Source organism: Micromonospora eburnea, assembly GCF_900090225.1.
Classification (GTDB): domain Bacteria; phylum Actinomycetota; class Actinomycetes; order Mycobacteriales; family Micromonosporaceae; genus Micromonospora; species Micromonospora eburnea.
Genome location: NZ_FMHY01000002.1, coordinates 5017940 through 5039753, shown reverse-complemented (window position 1 = coordinate 5039753; position 21814 = coordinate 5017940). Strand labels below are relative to the sequence as shown.

The 21814-nt window shown below is 71.7% G+C and carries 19 protein-coding genes; 13 read left to right on the top strand and 6 right to left on the bottom strand.

Features of this window, described 5'->3' with window-relative positions:
* The first annotated feature begins 23 nt into the window (after positions 1–23).
* The 10 genes from GA0070604_RS21675 (at position 24) to GA0070604_RS21630 (ending at position 10884) form a co-directional block, all read left to right on the top strand.
* Positions 24–1226 carry a dipeptidase gene (locus GA0070604_RS21675; RefSeq protein ID WP_091121538.1) on the top strand — a complete coding sequence of 401 codons (1203 nt, stop codon included), beginning with the start codon at positions 24–26 and terminating at the stop codon, positions 1224–1226.
* A gap of 2 nt (positions 1227–1228) precedes the next feature.
* Positions 1229–2851 (top strand): ABC transporter substrate-binding protein, encoded by a 1623-nt coding sequence (locus GA0070604_RS21670; RefSeq protein WP_091121534.1) that lies wholly within the window; start codon positions 1229–1231, stop codon positions 2849–2851.
* A gap of 31 nt (positions 2852–2882) precedes the next feature.
* Positions 2883–3836, top strand: coding sequence for an ABC transporter permease (locus GA0070604_RS21665; protein WP_091121530.1), 954 nt, complete (start codon positions 2883–2885; stop codon positions 3834–3836).
* 118 nt (positions 3837–3954) lie between these two features.
* On the top strand, positions 3955–4836 hold the full coding sequence (locus GA0070604_RS21660) for an ABC transporter permease (RefSeq protein WP_244162039.1): 882 nt from the start codon (positions 3955–3957) through the stop codon (positions 4834–4836).
* Between the two features lie 2 nt (positions 4837–4838).
* Positions 4839–6020 carry a M24 family metallopeptidase gene (locus tag GA0070604_RS21655; protein ID WP_091121527.1) on the top strand — a complete coding sequence of 394 codons (1182 nt, stop codon included), beginning with the start codon at positions 4839–4841 and terminating at the stop codon, positions 6018–6020.
* Positions 6017–6853, top strand: coding sequence for an alpha/beta fold hydrolase (locus tag GA0070604_RS21650; protein WP_091121525.1), 837 nt, complete (start codon positions 6017–6019; stop codon positions 6851–6853). The genes GA0070604_RS21655 and GA0070604_RS21650 overlap by 4 nt, the downstream gene beginning before the upstream one ends.
* Positions 6850–7833, top strand: coding sequence for an ABC transporter ATP-binding protein (locus tag GA0070604_RS21645; protein ID WP_091121520.1), 984 nt, complete (start codon positions 6850–6852; stop codon positions 7831–7833). The genes GA0070604_RS21650 and GA0070604_RS21645 overlap by 4 nt, the downstream gene beginning before the upstream one ends.
* Entirely contained in the window at positions 7817–8809 is a 993-nt protein-coding gene (locus tag GA0070604_RS21640) for an ABC transporter ATP-binding protein (RefSeq protein ID WP_091121516.1), read from the top strand. The genes GA0070604_RS21645 and GA0070604_RS21640 overlap by 17 nt, the downstream gene beginning before the upstream one ends.
* Positions 8810–8843: 34 nt before the next feature.
* On the top strand, positions 8844–10046 hold the full coding sequence (locus tag GA0070604_RS21635; RefSeq protein WP_208602149.1) for a dipeptidase: 1203 nt from the start codon (positions 8844–8846) through the stop codon (positions 10044–10046).
* Positions 10047–10134: 88 nt separating this feature from the next.
* Positions 10135–10884, top strand: coding sequence for a GntR family transcriptional regulator (locus tag GA0070604_RS21630; protein ID WP_091121513.1), 750 nt, complete (start codon positions 10135–10137; stop codon positions 10882–10884).
* A gap of 28 nt (positions 10885–10912) precedes the next feature.
* Here GA0070604_RS21630 and GA0070604_RS21625 read toward each other — a convergent pair whose 3' ends face one another.
* On the bottom strand, positions 10913–12262 hold the full coding sequence (locus GA0070604_RS21625; RefSeq protein WP_091121510.1) for a MurL-like N-terminal domain-containing: 1350 nt from the start codon (positions 12260–12262) through the stop codon (positions 10913–10915).
* Between the two features lie 89 nt (positions 12263–12351).
* On the opposite strand from GA0070604_RS21625, the gene murD reads away from it, so the two are divergent.
* Positions 12352–13698, top strand: coding sequence for a UDP-N-acetylmuramoyl-L-alanine--D-glutamate ligase (gene murD / locus GA0070604_RS21620; RefSeq protein ID WP_091121507.1), 1347 nt, complete (start codon positions 12352–12354; stop codon positions 13696–13698).
* A gap of 110 nt (positions 13699–13808) precedes the next feature.
* Here murD and GA0070604_RS21615 read toward each other — a convergent pair whose 3' ends face one another.
* From GA0070604_RS21615 to GA0070604_RS21605, 3 genes are all read right to left on the bottom strand, one after another.
* On the bottom strand, positions 13809–14330 hold the full coding sequence (locus GA0070604_RS21615) for a DUF6114 domain-containing protein (RefSeq protein ID WP_244162038.1): 522 nt from the start codon (positions 14328–14330) through the stop codon (positions 13809–13811).
* 1 nt (position 14331) lies between these two features.
* Entirely contained in the window at positions 14332–14961 is a 630-nt protein-coding gene (locus tag GA0070604_RS21610; protein ID WP_091121505.1) for a DUF6230 family protein, read from the bottom strand.
* A gap of 217 nt (positions 14962–15178) precedes the next feature.
* The gene (locus GA0070604_RS21605; RefSeq protein ID WP_091121501.1) at positions 15179–15943 is read right to left on the bottom strand and encodes a TetR/AcrR family transcriptional regulator; all 765 of its coding nucleotides are present in this window, start codon (positions 15941–15943) and stop codon (positions 15179–15181) included.
* Positions 15944–16349: 406 nt separating this feature from the next.
* Here GA0070604_RS21605 and GA0070604_RS21600 point away from each other — a divergent pair, with 406 nt between their 5' ends.
* Positions 16350–17024, top strand: coding sequence for a Tat pathway signal sequence domain protein (locus GA0070604_RS21600; RefSeq protein WP_091121498.1), 675 nt, complete (start codon positions 16350–16352; stop codon positions 17022–17024).
* A gap of 42 nt (positions 17025–17066) precedes the next feature.
* Here the strand turns inward: GA0070604_RS21600 and GA0070604_RS21595 are convergent, their stop codons facing one another.
* Positions 17067–19661, bottom strand: a complete 2595-nt coding sequence (locus GA0070604_RS21595; RefSeq protein ID WP_091121495.1) for an MXAN_6230/SCO0854 family RING domain-containing protein — start codon at positions 19659–19661, stop codon at positions 17067–17069.
* A 194-nt stretch (positions 19662–19855) separates the two neighbouring features.
* Between GA0070604_RS21595 and GA0070604_RS21590 the strand changes: the two genes are divergently transcribed.
* A complete protein-coding gene (locus GA0070604_RS21590) occupies positions 19856–20671 on the top strand; it encodes a poly-gamma-glutamate hydrolase family protein (RefSeq protein WP_091127308.1) in 816 nt (271 codons plus the stop codon).
* A gap of 58 nt (positions 20672–20729) precedes the next feature.
* Here GA0070604_RS21590 and GA0070604_RS21585 read toward each other — a convergent pair whose 3' ends face one another.
* The gene (locus GA0070604_RS21585) at positions 20730–21707 is read right to left on the bottom strand and encodes a hypothetical protein (protein WP_244162037.1); all 978 of its coding nucleotides are present in this window, start codon (positions 21705–21707) and stop codon (positions 20730–20732) included.
* Between the last annotated feature and the right edge of the window lie 107 nt (positions 21708–21814).

The following is a 21814-nucleotide window of genomic DNA, read 5'->3' as shown; positions in this document are numbered from 1 at the left end:
GCGTGACGAAGGTGAGCTGACTAGTGCAGGAACCTGCCCCCCGTTATGCCGGATACCGGTCCTTCGACTACTTGACCCCGCACGTCGACTACAAGGTCTTCGACCTGGCGCCGGAGATCGGCCGGGTGCCCGAACACGACCTTGGCCTCAGCGACGAGCAGCGTGCCCGAGTGGCCCGGCTGCTCCGTGAGCACATGGCCATCTCGCTGCACGAGCACCCGAAGATCCTGCCGGCCGACGTGAGCCAGCTGCGGGACTACAACCGCACCGGCCGGAACGCCTTCGGCTTCGAAGGCATGGCCCGCTCCGGGATGACCGCGGTCTTCGACAACTTCATGAACGGCACCGGCTGCGTGACCAGCGAGCACGCCTGGAAGTGGGACGACGTCATCTACGACATCGGCCTGCGCTTCGCCGACATCGCCAAGCAGGACCACGTGGTGGTGGCGACCACCTTGGACCAGATCTTCGAGGCCAAGCGCAACGGCCAGATCGCCCTGGTGGCGGGTCTGGAAGCGGCCACGATGATCGAGAACGAGCTGGACCGGATCGACATCCTCTACGGCTTCGGCGTACGCCAGATGGGCATCGCGTACAGCCAGGCCAACATGCTCGGCTCCGGGCTCTCCGAGGACCGCGACGGCGGTCTGACCCACTTCGGGCGGCGCGCGGTGGATCGGATGAACAAGCTCGGCATCGCCATTGACATCTCGCACTCCGGCGATCAGACCTCGCTGGACGTGATCGAGGCGAGTCGGGTGCCGGTGTTCATCACCCACGCCGGTGCCCGCTCGGTCTGGAACACCCCTCGGATGAAGCCGGACGAGGTGATCCGGGCCTGCGCCGAGCGGGGTGGCGTGATCGGTATCGAGGCCGCTCCGCACACCACGCTCTCGGCGGACCACCCGCACCACTCGATCGAGTCGGTGATGGACCACTTCACCTACTGCGTGGAGCTGGTCGGCATCGACCACGTGGCGTTCGGCCCGGACACCAACTTCGGTGACCACGTCGGGCTGCACGACAGCTTCACCCAGCACCTGGCGATCGGCAAGGCCCACGGCGTGGTGGACCACCCCCGGGTCCCGTACGTGAGCGGCATGGAGAACCCGGCGGAGTGCTTCAGCAACATCGTCGGCTGGCTCGTCACGCACGGTTACTCCGACGACGAGATCGCCAAGGTTATCGGCGGCAACATCATCCGGGTTCTTCAGGAGGTTTGGTGAAAATGACAGTCAAGGGTCGGTGGCGGCTCGCTGTCGCGCTCGGCGCGGCGGCCGCCCTGAGCCTGTCCGCCTGCGGTCTGAACGAGGGCTCCTCCTCGTCCTCCGGCGGCTCGGGTGACAACTCGGTGCTGCGGATCGGCACCACCACCGACGTGAGCAACTTCAACCCGTTGCAGTCGCTGAGCAAGACCGACTCGTGGATCCTCAACGCGATGTATCCGCACCTGCTGCGGATCGACGAGAACGCCAAGAAGGCGCCGGAGTTGGCCAAGGAGTACCGCTACGAGGACGACGGCAAGACCGCCGTGTTCGTGCTGCGGGACGACTTCAAGTGGACCGACGGCAAGCCGGTGGTCGCTGAGGACGTCAAGTTCAGCGCCGACATGATCATGAAGTACAAGCTCGGCAACGTGGCCGCCAAGCTGACCTGGGTCGAGTCGATCGAGGCGCCGGACGCCAGCACGGTCAAGTTCAAGCTGTCCCAGCCGTACGCACCGTTCGCCGAGGGCGTCGGCTTCTGGATGTCGATCGTGCCGAAGCACGTCTTCGAAAAGGCCGGGGATCTCTCCAAGTTCCCCAACGACTCGAACTGGGTCGGCGCCGGGCCGTTCGTGCTGGACAGCATGACCAAGGGCCAGCGCTACGTGATGAAGCGCAACGAGAACTACCCGCTGGCCCCGGGCGGCAAGGCCGCGGTCAGCCAGGTCGAGTACCGGGTGTACCCGGACGTCAACACGATGATGCTGGCACTGCGCAATGGCGACATCGACCTGATGGGCACCCCGGTCCCGGTGTCGGCGGCGAAGACCTTCGACGGTGACTCGAAGATCAAGCTGGCGAAGGTCGGCGCGCTCGGCTTCGCCCACCTGACCTACAACATGAAGAACAAGTACCTCGCCGACCAGGCGGTCCGGCAGGCGCTGTCGATGTCGGTGGACACCAAGGGGATCATCTCCGCGGTGCTCCAGGGCGACGGCCAGGAGATGGCCGGGCCGATCTCGCCGATCTTCTCGGACTACGACAACACCGAGCTCCAGCCCTACCCGTTCGACACGGCCGGGGCGAAGGCCAAGCTGACCGCGGCCGGCTACAAGGACGCGAACAACGACGGCTTCTTCGACGAGCTGAAGTTCGGCGTGGCGTGCGACCAGTCCAACGCCAACATGACCCGGGTGGTGCAGCTCTTCCGCGAGAGCGCGGCCAAGGCCGGCATCAAGCTGGAGAACGAGTGCGTCGAGCGGAACACCTTCCTCTCCCGCACCAAGAACGGCGAGTACGACATCGACGCCTCGCAGTGGGGCGTCTTCGACAACCCGATGGACCAGCTGCGCAGCACCTACCTGTCCACCAACCCGGGTGGCATCAACTACAACCTGCTGGAGTCGTCCGAGATGGACGAGCTCATCAACGACGCGGCCGGCACCACCGACCCCGAGGCGTTCAAGACCAAGATCAAGAACATCGACAAGGTCGTCCACGAGCAGGCGTACCTGACCCCGCTGTACGTGGAGAACTTCCGGTTCGCCTACAACGCCAGCAAGTTCACCGGCTTCGCCCCGTCGCCGTCGGACCTGCTCGGCATGGTCACCGCGTACTCGCTGGCACAGGTCACCCCGGTCAAGTAACCGGAAACCCGAGGGAGAGGAGGGGTCCCCCGTGGCGCGTTTCGTGCTCAGCCGGGCACTGAAGGCCGTCCTGACCGTGTGGATCGCGATCACTTCGACGTTCTTCCTGCTCCGGCTGTTGCCGGGGGACCCCACGACCCTGATGGTCGAGGGGGACATGACGCCGGAGATGCAGGCGGCACTGCTCAAGACGTACGGCCTGGACCGGCCGTTGTGGGAGCAGTACGTCTCGTACCTGCGGGAGCTGGTCCAGGGCAACCTGGGCATCTCGTTCCGGCAGATCCAACCGGTCACCGACATCATCGTCGACCGGCTGCCCTGGACGCTGCTGCTGGCCGGCACCGCGTTCGTCATCACCATCGCCGTCGGCATCCCGATCGGCGTCTCCGCCGCCGTGCATCGGGGCAAGTGGCTGGACCGTGCCCTCCAGGCGCTCGGTATCGGCGGGCACGCGCTCTTCGTGCCCAGCGTCGCCATGCTGCTGCTGGTCTTCCTCGGCGCCCAGCTCGGCTGGTTCCCGATCGGCGGGGCGATCGACCCGGACACCCGGGGCGCGGCGGCCTACCTGAGCCTGGCTCACCACCTGGTGCTGCCGGTGCTGTCCCTGGTGCTGGTGCAGCTCGGCCCGTACGCGCTCACCCTGCGCACCAACATGATCGAGGTGCTCGGCGAGGACTACATCCGGGCCGCCCAGGCCCGGGGCCTGTCGGCCCGCCGCCGGGTCTGGAAGCACGGCCTGCGCAACGCGATCCTGCCGGCGCTGACCCTGATGGGACTGCAACTGGGCACCCTGGTCGGCGGCGCGGTGCTCACCGAGACCGTGTTCGCCTACCCCGGCGTCGGCCGGCTGATCTACGAGGCGGTCGGGCAGCAGGACTACCCGGTGCTCCAGGGCGCATTCATCATGCTCGCTGTCACCGTGGTCGTCGCCAACGCGCTGACCGACATGCTCTACGCGGTCCTCAACCCGAGGATCCGGCTGTGAACGGGGTGCGCGCGGCGCGGCGCGGCGCCGCCCCCGTCGCCCGGGATCACCGGCCGGGCGCGCTTAGTCCGGCGCGCCGCCCCGAACCGATCACCGTCACGTTTGAAGGGAGGGTGCCGTGAGCGCGCCCGTGCTGACCGAGCAGGCGGTGCCGCCGGTCGCCCCGGCCGCCGCCCGGCGGTCCAGGTACGGCTTCCTGCTTCAGCCCGCCGCGATGCTGTCCATGCTGGTGCTGGTCGTGATGGTGCTGATGGCGGTCTTCGCGCCGCTGATCGCCGACGAGCCCACCGGCGCCGGCCCGGACGTGCTGCAATCCCCGTCCGGTGCCCACTGGTTCGGCACCGACGACCTCGGGCAGGACATCTTCGCCCAGGTGGTCTGGGGGACCCGGACGAGCCTGGTGATCGGCCTGGCCGCCTCGGTGATCGCGATCGTGCTGGGCACCGCGATCGGGTTGGCCTCGGCGTACTTCCGGCCGATCGACGCGGTCGCCACGGTGATCACCGACGTGATGCTGGCCCTGCCCACCCTGCCGTTGATGATCATGCTGGCCGCGGTGGTCAACCCCAGCGTGGTCACGCTGACCGTGATCATCGGGTTCTTCGCCTGGCCCGAGGTGGCCCGGTTGATCCGGTCGCAGGGCCTGGTGATCAGCGCGATGCCGTACATCGACGGCGCCCGGGTGCTCGGGGCCACCGGCTGGCGGATCGTCACCCGGGAGATCCTGCCCGCGGTGGTCTCGCTGATGGTGGTCAGCGTGCTGCTGACCGCCTCCCGAGCGGTGATCTCCGAGGCCGGGCTGAGCTTCCTCGGCCTCGGCGACCCGGACGCGTGGTCCTGGGGACGAATCCTGCTCAACGCCCAGCGCAGCGGCGTCGTCGCCATCGCCTGGTGGCAGACCCTCTTTCCGTCCCTGGCGATCCTCCTGCTGGTGCTCGCGGCGACCGTCGCCGGGATGCGCTTCAACGACACCCGTGACCCGCGCCGGAACGGAGGCTGACCATGCGGCTGCCCGAGAGCTTCTACACCACCGTCCGTACCCGGCTGTCCGAGGCGCTCGACGAGCGCGGCCTGGACGGCTTCCTGGCCACCTCGCCGGCCGACGTCGCCTTCCTGAGCGGCTTCTTCTACATCGCCACCGAGCGGCCGGTCTACCTGTGGATGCCGCGCGAGGGGGAGCCGCTGCTGGTCATCCCCCGGCTGGACGAGGAGTACGCCGCCCAGCAGGACGTGCGGGTACCGACCGTCACCTACTTCGAGTACCCCGGCGTCGTCAGCGCCGAGCAGACGCTCGCCTCGGCACTGGCCCGATGCGGCGGACCGACCCGCCGCATCGGGGTCGGCGCCGGGGTGCCGGTCGGCACGTTCCAGGCGCTGTCGCAGGCCGTCACCGGGGCGACCCTGGAGACCACCGACGCGGTGGCGAAGCTGCGGCTGCGCAAGTTCCCCGAGGAGATCCCGTTCCATGAGGCCGCCGCGCGCATCTGTGACGAGATGCTGGCCGCCGGACGGGGGCTGATCGACGAGGCGCTGGCCGGCGGCGGCCCGCTGCCCCGCGAGGACGAGATCGCCCGGCACGTGATCGGGTACGGCACCGACCGGATGTACGCCGAGTACGACCTGGTCGTCTACACCACCAAGCTGGCCGGTGGGCTGGTCTACGCCGGCCCGAACTCGGCGCTGCCGCACGGCCTGCCGACCCGGCGGCGGATCCAGCCCGGCGACACGCTGATCCTCTCCCTCGGCGCCGCCGTGGCCAGCCGATTCGTGGAGAGCGAGCGCACCTTCGTCATCGGCGAACCCACCGCCGAACAGGTGCGCTACTACGAGGCCGACCGCGAGGCGCAGGAGGTCGGCACCCAGGCGATGATCGCCGGGCGCAGCTGCGCCGAGGTCAACCGGATCTGCCTGGACGTGCTGCGTGAGCACGGGCTGGGCGACTACATCCGGCACCGCCAGGGACACGGCATCGGCCTGCAGAACCACGAGGCGCCGTGGGTGGAGGACGGGGACGCCACCATCCTCGCCCCCGGGATGCTGCTCTCCAGCGAGCCCGGTGTCTACGTTCCCGGCCACGCCGGCTACCGCATTTCCGACACGGTCCTGGTGCAGGAGTCCGGGCCCCGCCGGCTGACCGGCTACCCGCGCGACCTGGCATCCAACGTCATCGAAGGGGTCCGATGAAAATCAACGGCGCGGAACTGGTCGTCGAGGCGTTCGGCCCGACCGACGGCCCGGCGATGATCGTGCACCACGGCGCGCCCGGCCTGGGCTCGCGCAGCGAGCCGAAGCGGGCGTTCGGCCCGTTCTCCGACCGGATGCGGGTCATCGTCTTCGACGCCCGCGGCTCCGGGGAGTCCAGCGACGACGAGCCGTTCACCCACGAGCAGTGGGTGGCCGACGTGGACGCCATCCGGGAGCACTTCGGCTACGAGAAGATCGTGATGGCCGGTGGCTCGTACGGCGGGTTCATCGCGATGGAATACGCCATCGCCCATCCCGACCGGGTCTCCGCGCTGATCCTGCGCGACACCGCGGCGGACACCGCGCATGACCACCTGGCCGTCGAGCGGGCCCGCAACACCGACCGGTCGGTGATCCCGGAGTGGGTGATCGAGCGGATCGGCACCGGCCGGTTCGAGAGCAACGAGCAGCTACGCGAGTACTGGCAGGCGATCCTGCCGCTCTACGACCACCAGCACGACCCGGCCAAGGACGAGGCCCGGCTGGCCACCACCCGGTTCCACTACCGCACCCACAACGCGGCCTTCGGGCAGAACATGCCCCGCTACGACCTCAAGCCGAAGCTGCCCTCGATCACCTGCCCGACCCTGGTCACCGTGGGCCGGCACGACTGGCGTACCCCGGTGGCCGCCTCGCAGATGATCGCGGACCTGGTGCCGGACAGCCGGCTGGTGGTCTTCGAGAACTCCGGGCACTCGCCGCAGTTGGAGGAGCCGGAGCTGTTCCAGCGGGTGGTGCGCGACTTCCTGGCCGAAGCCGGAGTGCTGCGATGACGCTGTTGGAAATCGCCGACCTGCGGGTCGCGTTCCCCGGCCCGAGCGGACCGGTCCAGGCGGTCAACGGAGTGTCGCTGGAGGTCGAGTCCGGCAAGACCCTGGCCATTCTCGGCGAGTCCGGCTCGGGCAAGAGTGTCACCGCGCAGGCGGTGATGGGCATCCTGGACACTCCGCCGGCCCGGATCAGCGGCGCGGTCCGGCTGCGCGGCCGGGAACTGCTCACCCTGCCCCGCAAACAGCGCGAGCGGATCAGCGGCGAGGAGATCGGCATGGTCTTCCAGGACGCGATGGCCGCACTCAACCCGGTCTTCACCGTCGGGCACCAGATCATCGAGGTGCTGCGAGTCCGGCGGGGGATGTCCCGGGCGGACGCCCGCCGACGCGCCGTGGAGCTGGTGGACCGGGTCCGCATCCCGGCCGCCAAGGACCGGATCCGCGACTACCCGCACCAGTTCTCCGGCGGAATGCGGCAGCGCATCATGATCGCGCTCGCCATCGCGCTGGAGCCGGACCTGCTGATCGCCGACGAGCCGACCACCGCCCTCGACGTGACCGTGCAGGCACAGGTGATGGAGTTGCTCGCGGAGATCCAGCGCGACAGCGGGATGGGCCTGCTGCTGATCACCCACGACCTGGGGGTGGTGGCCGAGGTCGCCGACGACGTGGCGGTGATGTACGCCGGCCGGATCGTCGAGCGCGGCACGGTGGAGCAGATCTTCGACGACCCGGCGCACCCGTACACGGAAGGGCTGCTCGCCTCGATGCCCCGGGTGGACCGACGCGACGACGTGCTGTACGCCATTCCCGGTGCTCCGCCCAACCCGGCCCGGCTGCCCATCGGCTGCCCCTTCCACCTGCGCTGCCCCCGGGTCACCGACGAGTGTCGGGCGACCCTGCCCCCGTTGACGACGCTGCCCGGCGACCGGGCCAGCGCCTGCCACCACCACGAGGAGGTGCTCGGTGCCACCAGCCGGTGACGACGTGGTGCTGCGGGTCGAGAACCTGGTCAAGCACTTTCCGATCAAGGGACGGGTGCCGTTCACCTCCGGCGGCGTGGTCAAGGCCGTCGACGGGGTCTCCTTCGACCTGCGCCGGGGCGAGACCCTTGGCGTGGTGGGCGAGTCCGGGTGCGGCAAGAGCACGCTGGCCCGGATGCTGGTCGGGCTGGAGCAGCCGACCTCCGGCGCGGTGCGTTTCGGCGAGTCGGTGGTGCACGAGGCCAGGGGGCGCGAGCTGCGCGCCCTGCGGCGGCGGATCCAGATCGTGCTCCAGGACCCGTACACCTCACTGAACCCGCGCCGCACCGTCCGGGAGATCCTGCTCCAACCGTTCGAGATCCACCCGGACGTGCTGGACCGGCACCGCCGGCTGGACCGGGTCCGGGAGCTGCTGGAACTGGTCGGCCTCGACCCGAGCCTGCACCTGGACCGCTACCCGCACCAGTTCTCCGGTGGCCAGCGCCAACGCATCGGTATCGCCCGGGCGCTGGCCCTGCGGCCGGACGTGATCGTCTGCGACGAGCCGGTCTCCGCGCTGGACGTCTCGGTCCAGGCCCAGGTGGTCAACCTGTTGGAAAGGCTCCAGGACGAGCTGGGCGTGGCGTACGTGTTCATCGCCCACGACCTGTCCGTGGTCCGGCACATCTCCGACCGGGTGGCCGTGATGTACCTCGGCAAGCTGGTGGAGACCGGGGCTGAGGCGAGCCTGTACGGCACACCCCGCCACCCGTACACCAGGGCCCTGCTCTCCGCGGTGCCGGTGCCCGAGCCGGCCGGCCGCGGCGAGCGCGGGCGGATCCTGCTCGCCGGTGACCCGCCCAGCCCGGTGAACCCGCCGTCGGGCTGCCGGTTCCGTACCCGCTGCTGGCAGGCGACCGAGACCTGCGCCACCACCGAGCCGCCGCTGGCCACCGGCGAACATCCGGTTGCCTGCCACTATCCGCTGGCCGCCTGAGGCCAGCGGGCCGTTTCCCAAAGGAGAAGGTGCCTTGCTGCAACAACCCGCCCGCCGGTACGAGGGTCACAGGTCCTACTCATACCTGGAACCCCACTCGGACTACCGGGTGTTCACCCTCGCGAAGGAGATCGGTCGAGTACCGGAGCACGACCTCGGCCTGTCCGACGCGCAGCGGGCACGGGTGACTCGGCTGCTCACCGACCACGTCGCGATCTCGCTGCACGAGCACCCGGTGATCCTGCCCGAGGACGTACGCGAGCTGCGCGCCTACAACCGCACCGCCCGACAGCGGACCGGCTACGAGGGGTTGGCCCGCTCCGGGCTGACCGCGGTGGTCGACAACTTCATGGCCGGCGCGTCCTGTGTCACCAGCGAGAACGGCTGGAAGTGGAATGACCTCATCTACGCCCTCGGGATGCGGATGAGCGACTTCTACAAGCAGGACCACGTTTTTCTGGCCACCTCCGTCGCCGACATCCACGCCGCCAAGCGGGACGGCCGGCTGGCGATGATCGCGGGCCTGGAGTGCAGCAGCCCGATCGAGAACGAGCTGGACCGGATCGACATCCTCTACGGCTTCGGCGTACGCCAGCTCGGCATCGCGTACAGCCAGGCCAACATGCTCGGCGGTGGCCTCTCCGAGCGACACGACGGCGGTCTGACCCACTTCGGCCGGCGCGCGGTGGATCGGATGAACAAGCTCGGCATCGCCATTGACATCTCGCACTCCGGCGATCAGACCTCGCTGGACGTGATCGAGGCGAGTCGGGTGCCGGTGTTCATCACCCACGCCGGTGCCCGCTCGGTCTGGAACACCCCTCGGATGAAGCCGGACGAGGTGATCCGGGCCTGCGCCGAGCGGGGTGGCGTGATCGGTATCGAGGCCGCTCCGCACACCACGCTCTCGGCGGACCACCCGCACCACTCGATCGAGTCGGTGATGGACCACTTCACCTACTGCGTGGAGCTGGTCGGCATCGACCACGTCAGCTTCGGGCCGGACACCATGTTCGGCGACCACGTCGGCGTGCACAACACGTACGCGGGCAACTACGCCCACGACGCCGGAAACCGGCCGGAGCACCCTCGGGTGGAGTATGTCTCCGGGCTGGAGAACCCGGGTGAGGCGTTCGGGAACATCGTCGGCTGGCTGGTCAAGCACGACTACTCCGACGACGAGATCGCGAAGGTGATCGGCGGCAACACCCTCCGGGTGCTGGAACAGGTCTGGTAACGCCTTTCGGTCGATCGGCGTACGGGGAAGTCAGGAACTAGACTCCGTACGCCGCGGCCGGCGGCGAGAAACGGAGAGGTGAGAGCGGATGGCTCGGCGCGAGACCGCGCTACAGACCGCGCACGGTCGGCTGCGTGAGCTGATCGGCCGCGAGTTCCGGTCGGGCGACAAGCTGCCCAACGAGCGGGAACTCGCCGACCGGCTGGAGGTCAGCCGGGCGACGGTGCGTGAGGTGCTCGGCCAGCTCGCCGCCGAGGGGATGGTGACCCGTACCTGGGGCATCGGCACGTTCGTGCACGACGGCGCCGAGCGGGTGCCGGTGTCAATCGGCGACGTCACCGCGCTCCGGGACCGGATCACCGCCTCCGGCCACCGGCCGACCCTGCAGGACGCCGCGGTCAGCCGGGCGAAGTGCCCGGCCGACTGCGCCAAGCTGTTCGGCCTTCAGCCGGAATCGGAGGTGTGGCGGGTCGACCGGCTGTTCGCCGTTGACGGAGTCGCGGCAGCCTGGATCCGTGACCACCTGCCGCTGCGCTTCGACGGCCGGGACCTCGACCCGTCCGGCCTGGTCAGCATCGACCTGGACATGTTCGAGTTCCTGGCCACCGCGACCGGAATGCCGGTACGCCGGGCGGAGATCGACCTCGCCGCCGTGCTCGCCGACGAGGAGGCGACCGCCCGGCTCGGGGTGGCCGCCGGCCATCCGTTGATCACCGGGACCCAGATCGGCTACGGGGCCGGCGGCGCACCCCTGTTCCACGGGCACATCACTGTCCGCACCGACGTGCTGACTCTGCGGATCAGCCGGGGAGAAATGGCGCCCCAGTCGGTGCGGTGAGCGCCCGTGGTGCCCGCGCGGGAGGCGGTCAGGTGAGGGCGGTCAGGGCCTTGGCGTAGCCGGGCGGAACGAAGTTCGGGCCGCCGGGGGTGAAGACGTCGGAGCTGGCCGCGGCTGACCACGCGGTGTCCGGCAGCGCCTCCACCAGGGCGCGGACCACCGGCGCGTCGCGCCACTGCTCCTGCTCGGCGAGCAGGCTCAGCGCCACCACCGACTCCTCGACCTCGCCGACGCACTCGAACGGCTTGTGCCCGTCGACCCCGAGCAGCTCCCGGTAGCCGGCGATCTGGGTGGGGTCGGCGAGCAGGTCGCCACCGAAGATGCGGGTGATCCGCTCCCGGGTCATGAACGGCGCCATGGCCAGGAAGACGAACCGGCACTTGGGGCAGTCCCGGCACCAGCGCTCGCTCGCGTCGCGCAGCTTGAACGCGGCGTTGCAGCTGGTCACCACCGCGTCGTACCGGTCGATCTCGGCGAAGAGCCGGGCGATGTGCAGCTCCGACAGCGACCGCAGGAGCGAGAAGTACGGCTCGGTGAGCCCGGCGTGCTCCGCCAGGGCGGCCCGCAGCAGCCCCTCCGCCTCGACGCCCTTGGACCACTGGTGGTTGATCTCGTGGCCGTTCCAGACCAGGTTCGGGTCGGATGCCGAGCGTTCGTTGGACATCACCACCGGGCCGAGCCCGTGCAGCACGGCGGTGGCGACCGCGATCAGCGAGTTGATCGCCGTGACCGGGATGTGGCCGTTGAGCGCGCCGGCCGCGTTGAGGTCGAACAGCACCGGGTCGATCCGGCGCCGGGCCGCGAGCGGCACCAGGTCGGACGCCTCGTTGACCGAGACGATGACGTGGTTGGGGTTGACCGAGAAGGGCACCGGGTCGAGGCCGGCCCGGCGCAGCGCCTCCAGCGTGACGATGGAGTCCTTGCCCCCACCGACGGCGGACAACGGCCGGCGGTCCGAGTCGTCGTACACCCGGGGTGGGGCGACCTCGCCGGCCGGCACCTCCGGGCGCAGCTCCAGCACGTGCGGCAGCCGGTTGCGGTACGCGTACTCGCCGAGGCCCTTGGTGTAGACGGCGGTGACCAGCTCGACGGCGGCGGCGCCCAGCGGCGAGGGCAGCACCAGCCGGCGCGGTGCGGCGGCCTTGTAGTAGCTGACTCCGGCGACGACGTGCAGCAGTTCCAGGACCCGGGTGAGGGTGGCCGCGGTCTCGTCCGACACCGGCTCGGCCGGCAGCGGGAGGGTGATCGCCTCGGTGAACCGCTGCTCGCCGTCCGGGCCGGTCAGCGCGTAGTCGAACAACGCCTCCCCGGTGGCGAAGTCGATCGAGTAGGACGGGAAGGTGAAGGCGTCCATCCGCCGGAGCTGCTCGTTGGGCACACGCAATACTAGGCCCTGGTTCGTCCGGCCGTGTCCGGCTGTGCCGGACGGTGTCCGCCGACCGCCGTCGCTACTGTCGAGGAGTGCCTGTGCGCCTGTCTGATCTGCGAGGACGTCATGTCGCCGTCTGGGGTGCCGGCCGGGAGGGTCGGGCCGCGGTGACCGCGATCGCCGCGCACGGCCCGGCCGGCCTGGTCGCCGTCGACGACAGTGCGAACTTCCTCAGCCTGCCCTGGGAGGGGCCGGTCGCCGCCGCCGCGCCGCTGGTGACCGGGGAGGAGGGCTTCGACCGGCTGGCCGCCGCCGACGTGGTGGTCCGGTCGCCGGGGGTGCCGAGCACCCATCCGTGGATGGTCGAGCTGCGCCGTCGCGCGGTCCCGGTCACCCAGGGCAGCGCGCTCTGGATGGCCGATCACGGCGACCGGACGGTGGGGGTCACCGGCAGCAAGGGCAAGAGCACCACGTCCAGCCTGATCAGCCGCCTGCTCACCGCGATGGACCGGCCGAACGTCTTCGGTGGCAACATCGGCGTGCCGCTGCTCGACCTGCCCGAGGCGGAGCTGTACGTGCTGGAGCTGTCCAGCTACCAGTGCGCCGACCTGACCGAATCGCCCCGGGTGGCGGTGGTCACCGCGCTCTTCCCCGAGCATCTCGACGCGCACGGCGGTGAACGGCAGTACTACCGGGACAAGCTCAATCTGCTCGCGCACGGCCCGCACACGGTGGTGGTCAACGGCGCCGATCCGCGGCTCGCCGTGGAGTTGGGGGACCGGGCCGCGGTGCGGGCCGGCCTGCCGAGCGCCACCCACGTCGCCTCCGGCCCGGACGGCACCCCCTGGTTCCACCTGCGGGACACTCCGCTCTTCCCGCGCGCGGTGCTGCCCCTGGTGGGCCGGCACAACGAGAGCAACCTCTGCGTGGCCCTCGCCGTGCTGGACGCGCTCGGTGTCGACGTGGTGGGCCGCAAGGACGCTCTCGCCATCGCGGTCGCCGAGTTTCAGGGGTTGGCCCACCGGCTCACCGAGATCCCCGACCCGTCGGGTGTCACGTTCGTCGACGACACCCTGGCGACCAGCCCGTACGCGGCGATGCACGCGATCGACGCGTACGAGGGACGGCCGCTGACCGTGATCGTCGGTGGCAACGACCGGGGCCTGGACTACAGCCCGCTGCGTGACCACCTGGCCGAGCGGGAGATCACCGTGATCGGCATTCCGGACAGCGGGCCGCGGATCGTCGAGGCGCTCGCCGGGCTGCCGGCGGTGCGGACCGAGCTGGCCGAGGACCTGGTCGCCGCGGTCGGGCTGTCCCGCAAGCTGACCCCGGCCGGCGGGGTGGTGCTGCTCTCCCCGGCCGCCCCGAGCTACGGCCGGTTCCGCAACTTCGAGCACCGCTCGGAGGTGTTCGCGCAGGCGGTCGCCGACACCGCCCGCTGAGCGGCGCCGGCCACCTGTGCCGGCTCCGCCCGCCGGGGGCCGGGCCGTGCACCGTTGGTCGCCGGCCGGCGGTGTCCCGGGGCGGCCGACCGGGGTCCGCCTCCGCTGCGTCAGCCCCGGTCGGCGGCGGTCCGGTCGGGCTGCTCCGCGCCCGGCAACAGCGCGGTGCCGACGTCCTCCTCCTCCGGTGCCCGGGGCGCGGGCGGTGCGGCGGGGGCCGGTGCGGACGCGGTGTCGGGGTGCCGGCGCTGCTTGGCCGGCGTCCAGGCGAACGCGAGCGCCCCGCCGACCAGGGTGAGCAGCATCCCGACCAGGAAGCCGCCGAGGTTCGAGGTCAGCCAGGAGGCCAGCCCGAGCACCAGGGAGAGCAGCGCGTAGAAGACCCGCTGCTGCGGGGTGGCGATCAGCAGTACCCCGCAGAGCAGCAGGATGGCCGGCACCAGGTACGCGGCCAGCCCTTGCGGCCCGACGTGCAGCAGCACGCCGAGCGGTGCCCGCAGGGTCACCAGCATCTCGGCGCCGCCGAGCGCGATCAGCACCCCGGCGGTGAACGGGCGCCCCCGACGCCAGCGACGCCAGCGCCCGCCCGGGGGACGGCCTGCCGGCGCCGCGACGTGCCTGCCGGCGGTCATGTCAGCACCCGTCGGTGCTGAACGACATGTGCAGGTTCGGCAGGGTGAACACCGCCGCCGTGGTGGCGTAGTTGTTCTGCCGCAGGTTGGTGATGGTCACCTTGTCGGCCTGCTGGGAAAAGACGCCCGGGTTGCCGCGTACGCCGGGCACCTGGTCGAGGGTGCTGGCGTCCTGCCCGACGTTGATGTTGTTGAACGAGGCGTTGCCGGCGACCTGGTCGCCGTCGACGACCAGGGTCCGGGCGCTGACCGGCCGGCCGCGGTCGCCGGCGGTGATCCGCAGGTTGATGCCACCGAGGTTGATGCTCTGGCAGAGGTTGGTCAGTTGGGCCCGGTCGATCGCGGAGACCATCACCAGGACCTGGCCGCCGGTGTCGCCCTCGTTGGGGCTGTTTTCGATCATGTTGTCGATCGTGGCGAACTGCTCGAAGCCGGTGCCGTCGAGTCGGTCGGCGGTGACGGTGAACGGCATGCCCGAGATGGCGAACTGCACGCCGAGCGCGCCCTGCGCGGTGAGCGCGACCATCGCGGCCGCACCCACCGCGACGGTGCCGAAGGTGACGGCGAACCGGCGCCAGCGGATCCCGCTCTCGCGCGGTTCGGCTTCGATCGGTGCGAGCTGATTCGACACGGCGGCTCCTTTTCGAGATCAGTTCATCGGCGACGATGCGATACGGCCGGTCGCCGGTGTGCTGGAAGAGATGATCTGAATTGGTTTCGCGTGATTCCGCGCTCGGGGCGCAGGCCGAAGTTACCGCTGGGTAAAGGATTGGTCAACGGTGGGTAGCGGGTAGTTGGGCGGCATTTGCGAAATGTGGCCAACAGTCAGAAACCGCAGCGGTTTTTCATCAATGGGGCTGGCTGGGGGCGCACGGTGCCGCCGTGCTCGGACCGTCGCCGGGGCTGACCGGGCGGGTCGCCCGGCTGGCCGCGTCCCGGCCGAGGAAGGGTGCGGTGGCCGCATAGGTGAGCACGGGCAGCAGCGCCGGCAGCTCCTCGATCGCCCCTTGGGCGACCCGGCCGCGGATGGTCGCGTGCAGGCCGCCGACCACCGTGGACACCAGCAGCTCCCGGTCGACGTCGCCGGTCGTCGGGCCGGGCCCGGCGTCGGCGAAGAACCGGCGGAAGCTGGTCAGCAGGGCGTCTCGCTCCCGGCGGGCGTCCGGGCCGGCCGCGTCCACCTCGACCAGGGCCATCCGGGCGAAGGCGGGCACGCTGGCCAGCACCTCGAGCAGGGTGCGCAGTGCGGCCCGGGCGGCGTCCGGCCAGTGTGGTCCGGCGTCCCGGTAGGCGTTCTCCATCAGCTGCGACACCACCGCGATCCCGTGTCGGTACGCGGCCAGGAAGGCGTCCTCCTTGCCCGTGAAGAGGGCGTAGAAGGCCGGTCGGGTCACCCCGGCGGCCCGGCAGATGTCGGTGACCCGGGCGTTGTCGTAGCCCCTTGTCGCCACCTCCCGTACCAGCCCGTCGAAGAGGCGGTCGCGCTGGGTCGCCGCCACCACCTCGGCCGAGACCCGGCGCGGCCCGCGCTTGATGGCACGGTCCGGGTCGCGGCCGTGGCGGGCGCCGGGCAGCGGGATCGGCGCCGGTTGTGGGTGACGCAGAGCGGACAAGTGATCGACCTCCTTCGGTGCATTGACTTTACGACTCTCGGGGGTTTATAACTCACTCTGAGTTGACGCCCCATCGCGAATGGTGATCTCCCGTACGGTCGCCACGAGCTCGTCGAAGGAGGGCGCGATGGCTGCCATTATCACCAACCACGAGTGCCCTCCCAAGGCTGGAAAGGCGCAGGTGACGCGGCTACGCCGCAGTGCACCACCCCGGCCCGCGCGCTGACCTGGCGGCTTCCCTGGCGCGCCCGGCCGGCCCGTCGACGGGCCGCGGTCGGTGGCGTCCACCACCGGTCGTCCCGCAGGGACGGCTCCCACCACGTCGCCCAGCCGGCACGGCCGGGCGACGACCGCCCCGACCCCGTACGGGCGCGGTCCGTCCCGTTACACGACGAAAGGAAGAACCATGCCCAGGTACGGACGAATCGGCGCGGGCCTCGCCGCCGTGGCGCTGCTGACCAGCCTGATCGGCACCGCCCCCGCGGCCGCCTCCCCGTCGTCCCAACTCGCCGGCGCCGTGCTCACCTACCCGACCCCCGGCGGGACCGACGTGCCCGTCGGGGACGTGATCCAGGCCAGCCTGGCCAGCGGCACCAACGCCACCTTCTACTCGTCCTCCACCGGCATCCGGTGCGCCGCCTCCAGCTTCACCGCCACGGTGCTGACCAACCCGCCGGCACCGGGCACCGCCACCGAGCGCCTCACCGCGCAGAGCTTCACCAGCTGCACCAGCAACGTGCTGGGCGTCACCGGGGTGCAGAGCGTGACGGTGAACAACCTGCCGTACGACGTCTCTGTCAGCAGTGCGGGCGTGGTGACCATCTCCGGCGGGGCCGCCGGCCAGATCCAGAGCACCGTCGTGCTGAACACGCTGCTGAGCACGATCACCTGCGTCTACCAGACCAGCAGCAACACCCTCACCGGTACCGCGGACAACGGCACCAACTCGATCATCTTCACCAACCAGGTGCTGACCAAGTCCTCCGGGCCCAGCCTCTGCTTCGGCACCGCGTACTTCAGCGTGCGGTACTCCCCGGTGCGGGACACCACCCGGTCCGGCAGCCCGGTCTATGTCAACTGACGGCCATCCCCGCGGGCCGGTGCGCCGGGCACCGGCCCCGGGTCAACGGCGCGGGGCGAGGTCGGCGAGCAGGTCGGCCGCGCCGAGCAGGGTGACCCGTTCGGGGTCCAGCTCGGCCCGGTGCAGCGCGTACGCCTGCGCCCCGGCGGGCAGCGCGACGTCCCCGCGTACCAGCGCGGCGAACCGTGGCTCCGCGATGCCGTCCGGCACCTCGTCGGCCGGGCCGCGTGCGGTCAGCCGGCCGGCGAAGGCGGCCGGTGACTCGCCGTCCGCCCGGCGGTAGCCGGTGAGCCCGCCGTCGCGGCCCCGGACCAGCACGGTGTCGGCCCGCCCGGCGGCGTGCCAGCAGGCCAGCTCCCACAGGCTCACCCGCCGTCCGGCGGCGAAGTGCTCGTCGGCGGCCACGGTGAGGCGCGCGAGGGTACGCGAGTAGCGGGCCACCGAGTGCTCGCCGCCGGTGCCGGTCATGGTGGCGTCGATCCAACGCAGCGCCCGGGAGCGCAGGTCGACCACGAGCGGGGTGGCGATCTTGACCCGGCCGGTGAGGTCGAACCGCTGCTCGACCGCCTTCGGCTCGAACGGCGCCCCGTTCCCCGGGTCGCCCATGAACCCGGCGAAGGCGTCGGTCATCTCCTCGAAGGGCACGTCGTTGTAGCTGAACACCACCATCGCCACGTATCGGATCCCGCGCCGGGTCAGGGCGGGGATGTCGAGGTCGACGAACTCGCTCGCGCCCAGCGGGGCCGGTGCCGAGGTCAGATCTCCCGAGTGCACCGCCGCCGTGTCGCCGAACCGCAGGCGGGTGTAGTCGCACCAGCCGACGAAACCACCGTCGTCGGCGATCATCGCGACCGACAGGTCCAGGTCGACGCGGGTGCCGGCCGGTTCGGTCCAGTGCAGGAAGAGCCGTACCCGGCGGCCGTCCGGCAGCGGTCGGGCGCTGCCGCGCGGCAGGCGGACCAGCGCGTCCGAGGCGGTCCGCTCGGCGAACGGCGCCATCAGGTCGGCCAGCGCCGCGTCCAGCAGCGCCACGTCGACCCGGGGCAGCCGGGCCGCCCGCTCACGCAGCTCCGTGACCAGCAGATCCTCCAGCTCGCCGCCGACGACGGCGGGCAGCCGGGGGCGGCGATCCGGCTCGGCCCAGAGCCGGGCGCGGCCGCCACGCGGGAAGAAGAGCCGGGTGCCGGCCGGCCAGGTCGCCGCGCGTACCGCGCCGAGGGCGGCGATCAGCACGCCGGGCGACCCGGTACGGGCGGCTGCCGCCACCGCCGCGCAGAGCCGCTCCGGGGCGCCGCCACGGGCCGCCAGCGCGACAGCCCGGCGCAGCAGCTCACCCGGCCGGTGGGCGAGCAGTTCGACGGCGGTGTCGACGTCCCCGGAGGCCAGGGCGGCCTCCACCCGGGCGGCCGGGGAAGCGGCGTGCAGCCGCCCCGCGACGGGCCGGATCAGCGGCGCGTACGCGGCCACCACCTCGGCGACCACCCGCCCGAGGCGGCTGTCCGGGGTCACCGTCGTGCGGCGCAGCACCGCGAAGGCGGTGGCCGCCTCCGGGTGGCGGGCCGGCTGCTCGAACGGGTGCAGGTTCTCGGCGGCGGCGAGCCAGCGGTCCCGGTGTCGGGGCAGGTCCGCCAGCAGGGCAGGCAGGCCCAGCGCGTCCAGCCGGGCCAGCAGCGCCCGGCGCAGCGGGCGGGGGAGGGAGCCACGCCGCTTCGGCGACTCCACCAGCCCCGGGTCGCCGCCGTCGCGGACCGCGAGCAGCCGGAGCACGTCGGTGGCGGTGGTGACGTACCGGTCCAGCAGGGCCGCGGTCGGGGCCGGCTCGACGGGCCCGGCGAGCAGCCGGTCCAGCAGCAGCGCCCGGGTCTCCCGGACCGGCACCTCGTCGGGCAGCCAGGTCGGCTCGGCCGGGCCGGCGTGGTCGACCAGGGCCAGCAGGTCGCGCTGGTCGGTGGGGGAGAGCGGGGTACGCCGGGCCAGCAGCGCGGCGAGCGCCTGGTGCACCGCGCGGTCGACGTCGTCGGCCAGTTCCAGCAGCTCGGCCCGGCGGGGCAGCGCCAGCGTACGACCACCGCTCGGGGGTGCGACCACCGGCAGGAACGGCCCGTCGGTGATCCGGCGGTGGCAGATCGGGCAGGCCGTGTAGCCCTCGTCCCAGCAGGCGACGCAGGTCAGGTGGGCGCAGGGCGAGACCGGGTGCACGGTGCGGACCCGACCGCAGAGCACACAGGGCTGCTCCGGGCGCTGGAGCAGCAGCGCGAACATGCGCCGGACGTACAGCTCCTGCGTGTCGGCGGGAACCCGGCGCGGGAAGTCCTTGAACAGCGGGACGTGCGGGGCGTGCGCGCCCACCGCCGTCTCCAGGGTGGTCAGCAGGCCGTGGCCGACCGAGGCGAGCCGCTCGGCGGGCAGCGCGGCCAGCGCGGCGCGCAGCCGGGGCCCGATCAGCCAGCCGAGCGCGAGGACGTCCGCCTCCAGCGCGGTCACCCCCTCGGCGGTGCCGGCGGGCCGGCGGCCGGGGCGGCGCACCTTGCGCCCGCCGTGCAGCAGGCCGGTGGCGACCAGCCCGGCGCGGCGGGCCAGCGCCACCGCGACCGGGTGGACGCCGGAGGTGGTGGTCGGAGCCGTCAGTCGCGTCATCGCCAGTCATCCTCGGTAGCGGAAGCGGCGAGGACGGAGATTGGGTGCGCTAGGTCTCTTTGCAAAAGATGAGAAGGAAGCGCGCCCGGAGCCGTCCTCGCCGTGTTGGAAGGCTACCGGGGCCGGGCCGCCGCACGCAGCCGGGTTTCACGGCTAACCTGTGCTGCCACCCTTCGCTCCAGATTGGAGAGATGATGCCCACCACCGCACGGCGTCGTACCGTCCTCGCCGCCCTGGCCTCGGCGGCGGTCGCCACCCCCGCGATGCTCGCCGCCCGGCCCGCCCCGGCCCTCGCTGCCGACAGGTACGGCTCGAACACCGCGCTCTACGCCGACCCGAGCCTGGTCGAGGGGAGCGACTACGCCCGGCGTTACCGCCGTCAGCCGGCCTTCGACAACGACCTCACGACGAACGCGCTCTATCCGCAGGTGGCGGTGGTCGCGCCGCACGGCGGCGGCATCGAGGTCGGCACCTCCGAACTCTGCCTCGCCGTCGCCGGCTACCACCCGGCCACGCTGGCGACCGCCACCGACGGCCGGGGGCTGCACGACTACTGGATGTTCGAGGGGCTGCGGGGCAGCGGCAACGGCGAGCTACACGTGACCTCGGTCAACTGCGACGACCCGTACGCAGAGTCGATCTGCGGCGGGGCCCGGTACGCGGTCTCCCTGCACGGCTGCAAGGAGTCCGACGCGGGCGTGCCGGACGGCACCCGGGCGGTCCTGGTCGGCGGTCTGGACGCCAACCTGCGGGATCTGCTCCGCCAGGAGTACGCGAGGGTGGGCATCACGCTGGCCGGGGGCGGGGGCGCGGACATCGACGGCTCCCACCCGCGCAACATCTGCAACCGGACCCTCATCGGTAAGGGAGCCCAGTTGGAGTTGACCACCGCGTTGCGGAACGCGATGTTCGGCACCAACACCCGGGCCGATCGGAAGAACACCACGCTGCCGCTCTTCTGGGACTTCGTGACGGCCACCCGGGTGGCGATCGCCCGGCGCGTCGCCTGACCCGATCCGCCCGGCGACGGCCGCCGGGGACCTGGCCCCCTCGCCCCGGGCCGGCTGCTCAGGACGATGCGAGCACCCCGTGCAGGTTCCGCATCGACCGGATCGCCGAGCGGATCTCCTGGAGATACCGGCCCGGGGTCAGCGTCGGCTCGGGCAACCCGGCCAGCGCGGCCAGCGCCGGGTCGACGCCGACCGTGTCGATCCCGCAGCCGTACGGCACGGCGAGGGTGCGCAACGCGTCGCAGTGCTGGAACGGCACGTAGATCGGCGCGGTCACCATCAGCACCGGGTCGCCGGCGCACAGCCGGACGTGCTCGGCCCAGAACCGCTGGGTGTCGGCGGTGTGCGCCCGACGCCGGTCCGGCTCGCTGGACGGGGCGGCGAGCACGCGTACCGGGGGCAGGCCGGCCGGGTGGTAGGTGCGCGAGGACCAGGCCCGGTGCGGGTGGTCCGCGTCCTCGCCGATCTCCTCGTCCGGGGCGGTGACCCCGAACGCGGCGCGGACCCCCGCGTCGAGGGCGTCCACCTCGGTGGCGCAGTCGGTCATCCCGGCATCGGCGAGCATGCCCGACTCGGCCGGGGAGAGGGCCCGGAAACTGCCCAGCACGGCCACCTCGCCGGAGACTCCGGCGACGGCCCGCGCCAGATGCGCCGCGTACGCGGTGCGCCGCAGGCAGGCGTGCGCCAGCCCGCCGAGGACCAGCAGGTGGGCGTACCGGGGCAGGGCCGGCGGGGCGGCCCGGACCAGGCCCAGCGCCTCGGCCGAGTCGAGCACGAGCCGTACGGTGGCCGGGTCGAAGGCCGGTTCCCGCGCCTCGGGGCGCTCCCGCCCGGCGCGGAAGTCCCAGTGGCGGGCGGAGAACTCGTCCAGCGCGGCCAGCACCGCCGACAGGTCGCCGGCCGGCCAGTCACCGCCGAACCGCTCGACCAGGGCGCGCAGCGGCGGCGACTCCACCCAGCCCCGTATTCCCGCGGCGAGCTGGCCGCCGGCCGTCCCCGCCGCGCCGCCCGGCAGCGCCACCTCCGTCGTCCGCACCCGGCGGATGCTACCGCTCGCCGGTACGCGGACACCGGTCGTTGTGGATCGTCGGGGCGCCGGGGCCGGTGCCACGGGACCGGGGTTGCCGGCGGCGGTTGACGTGG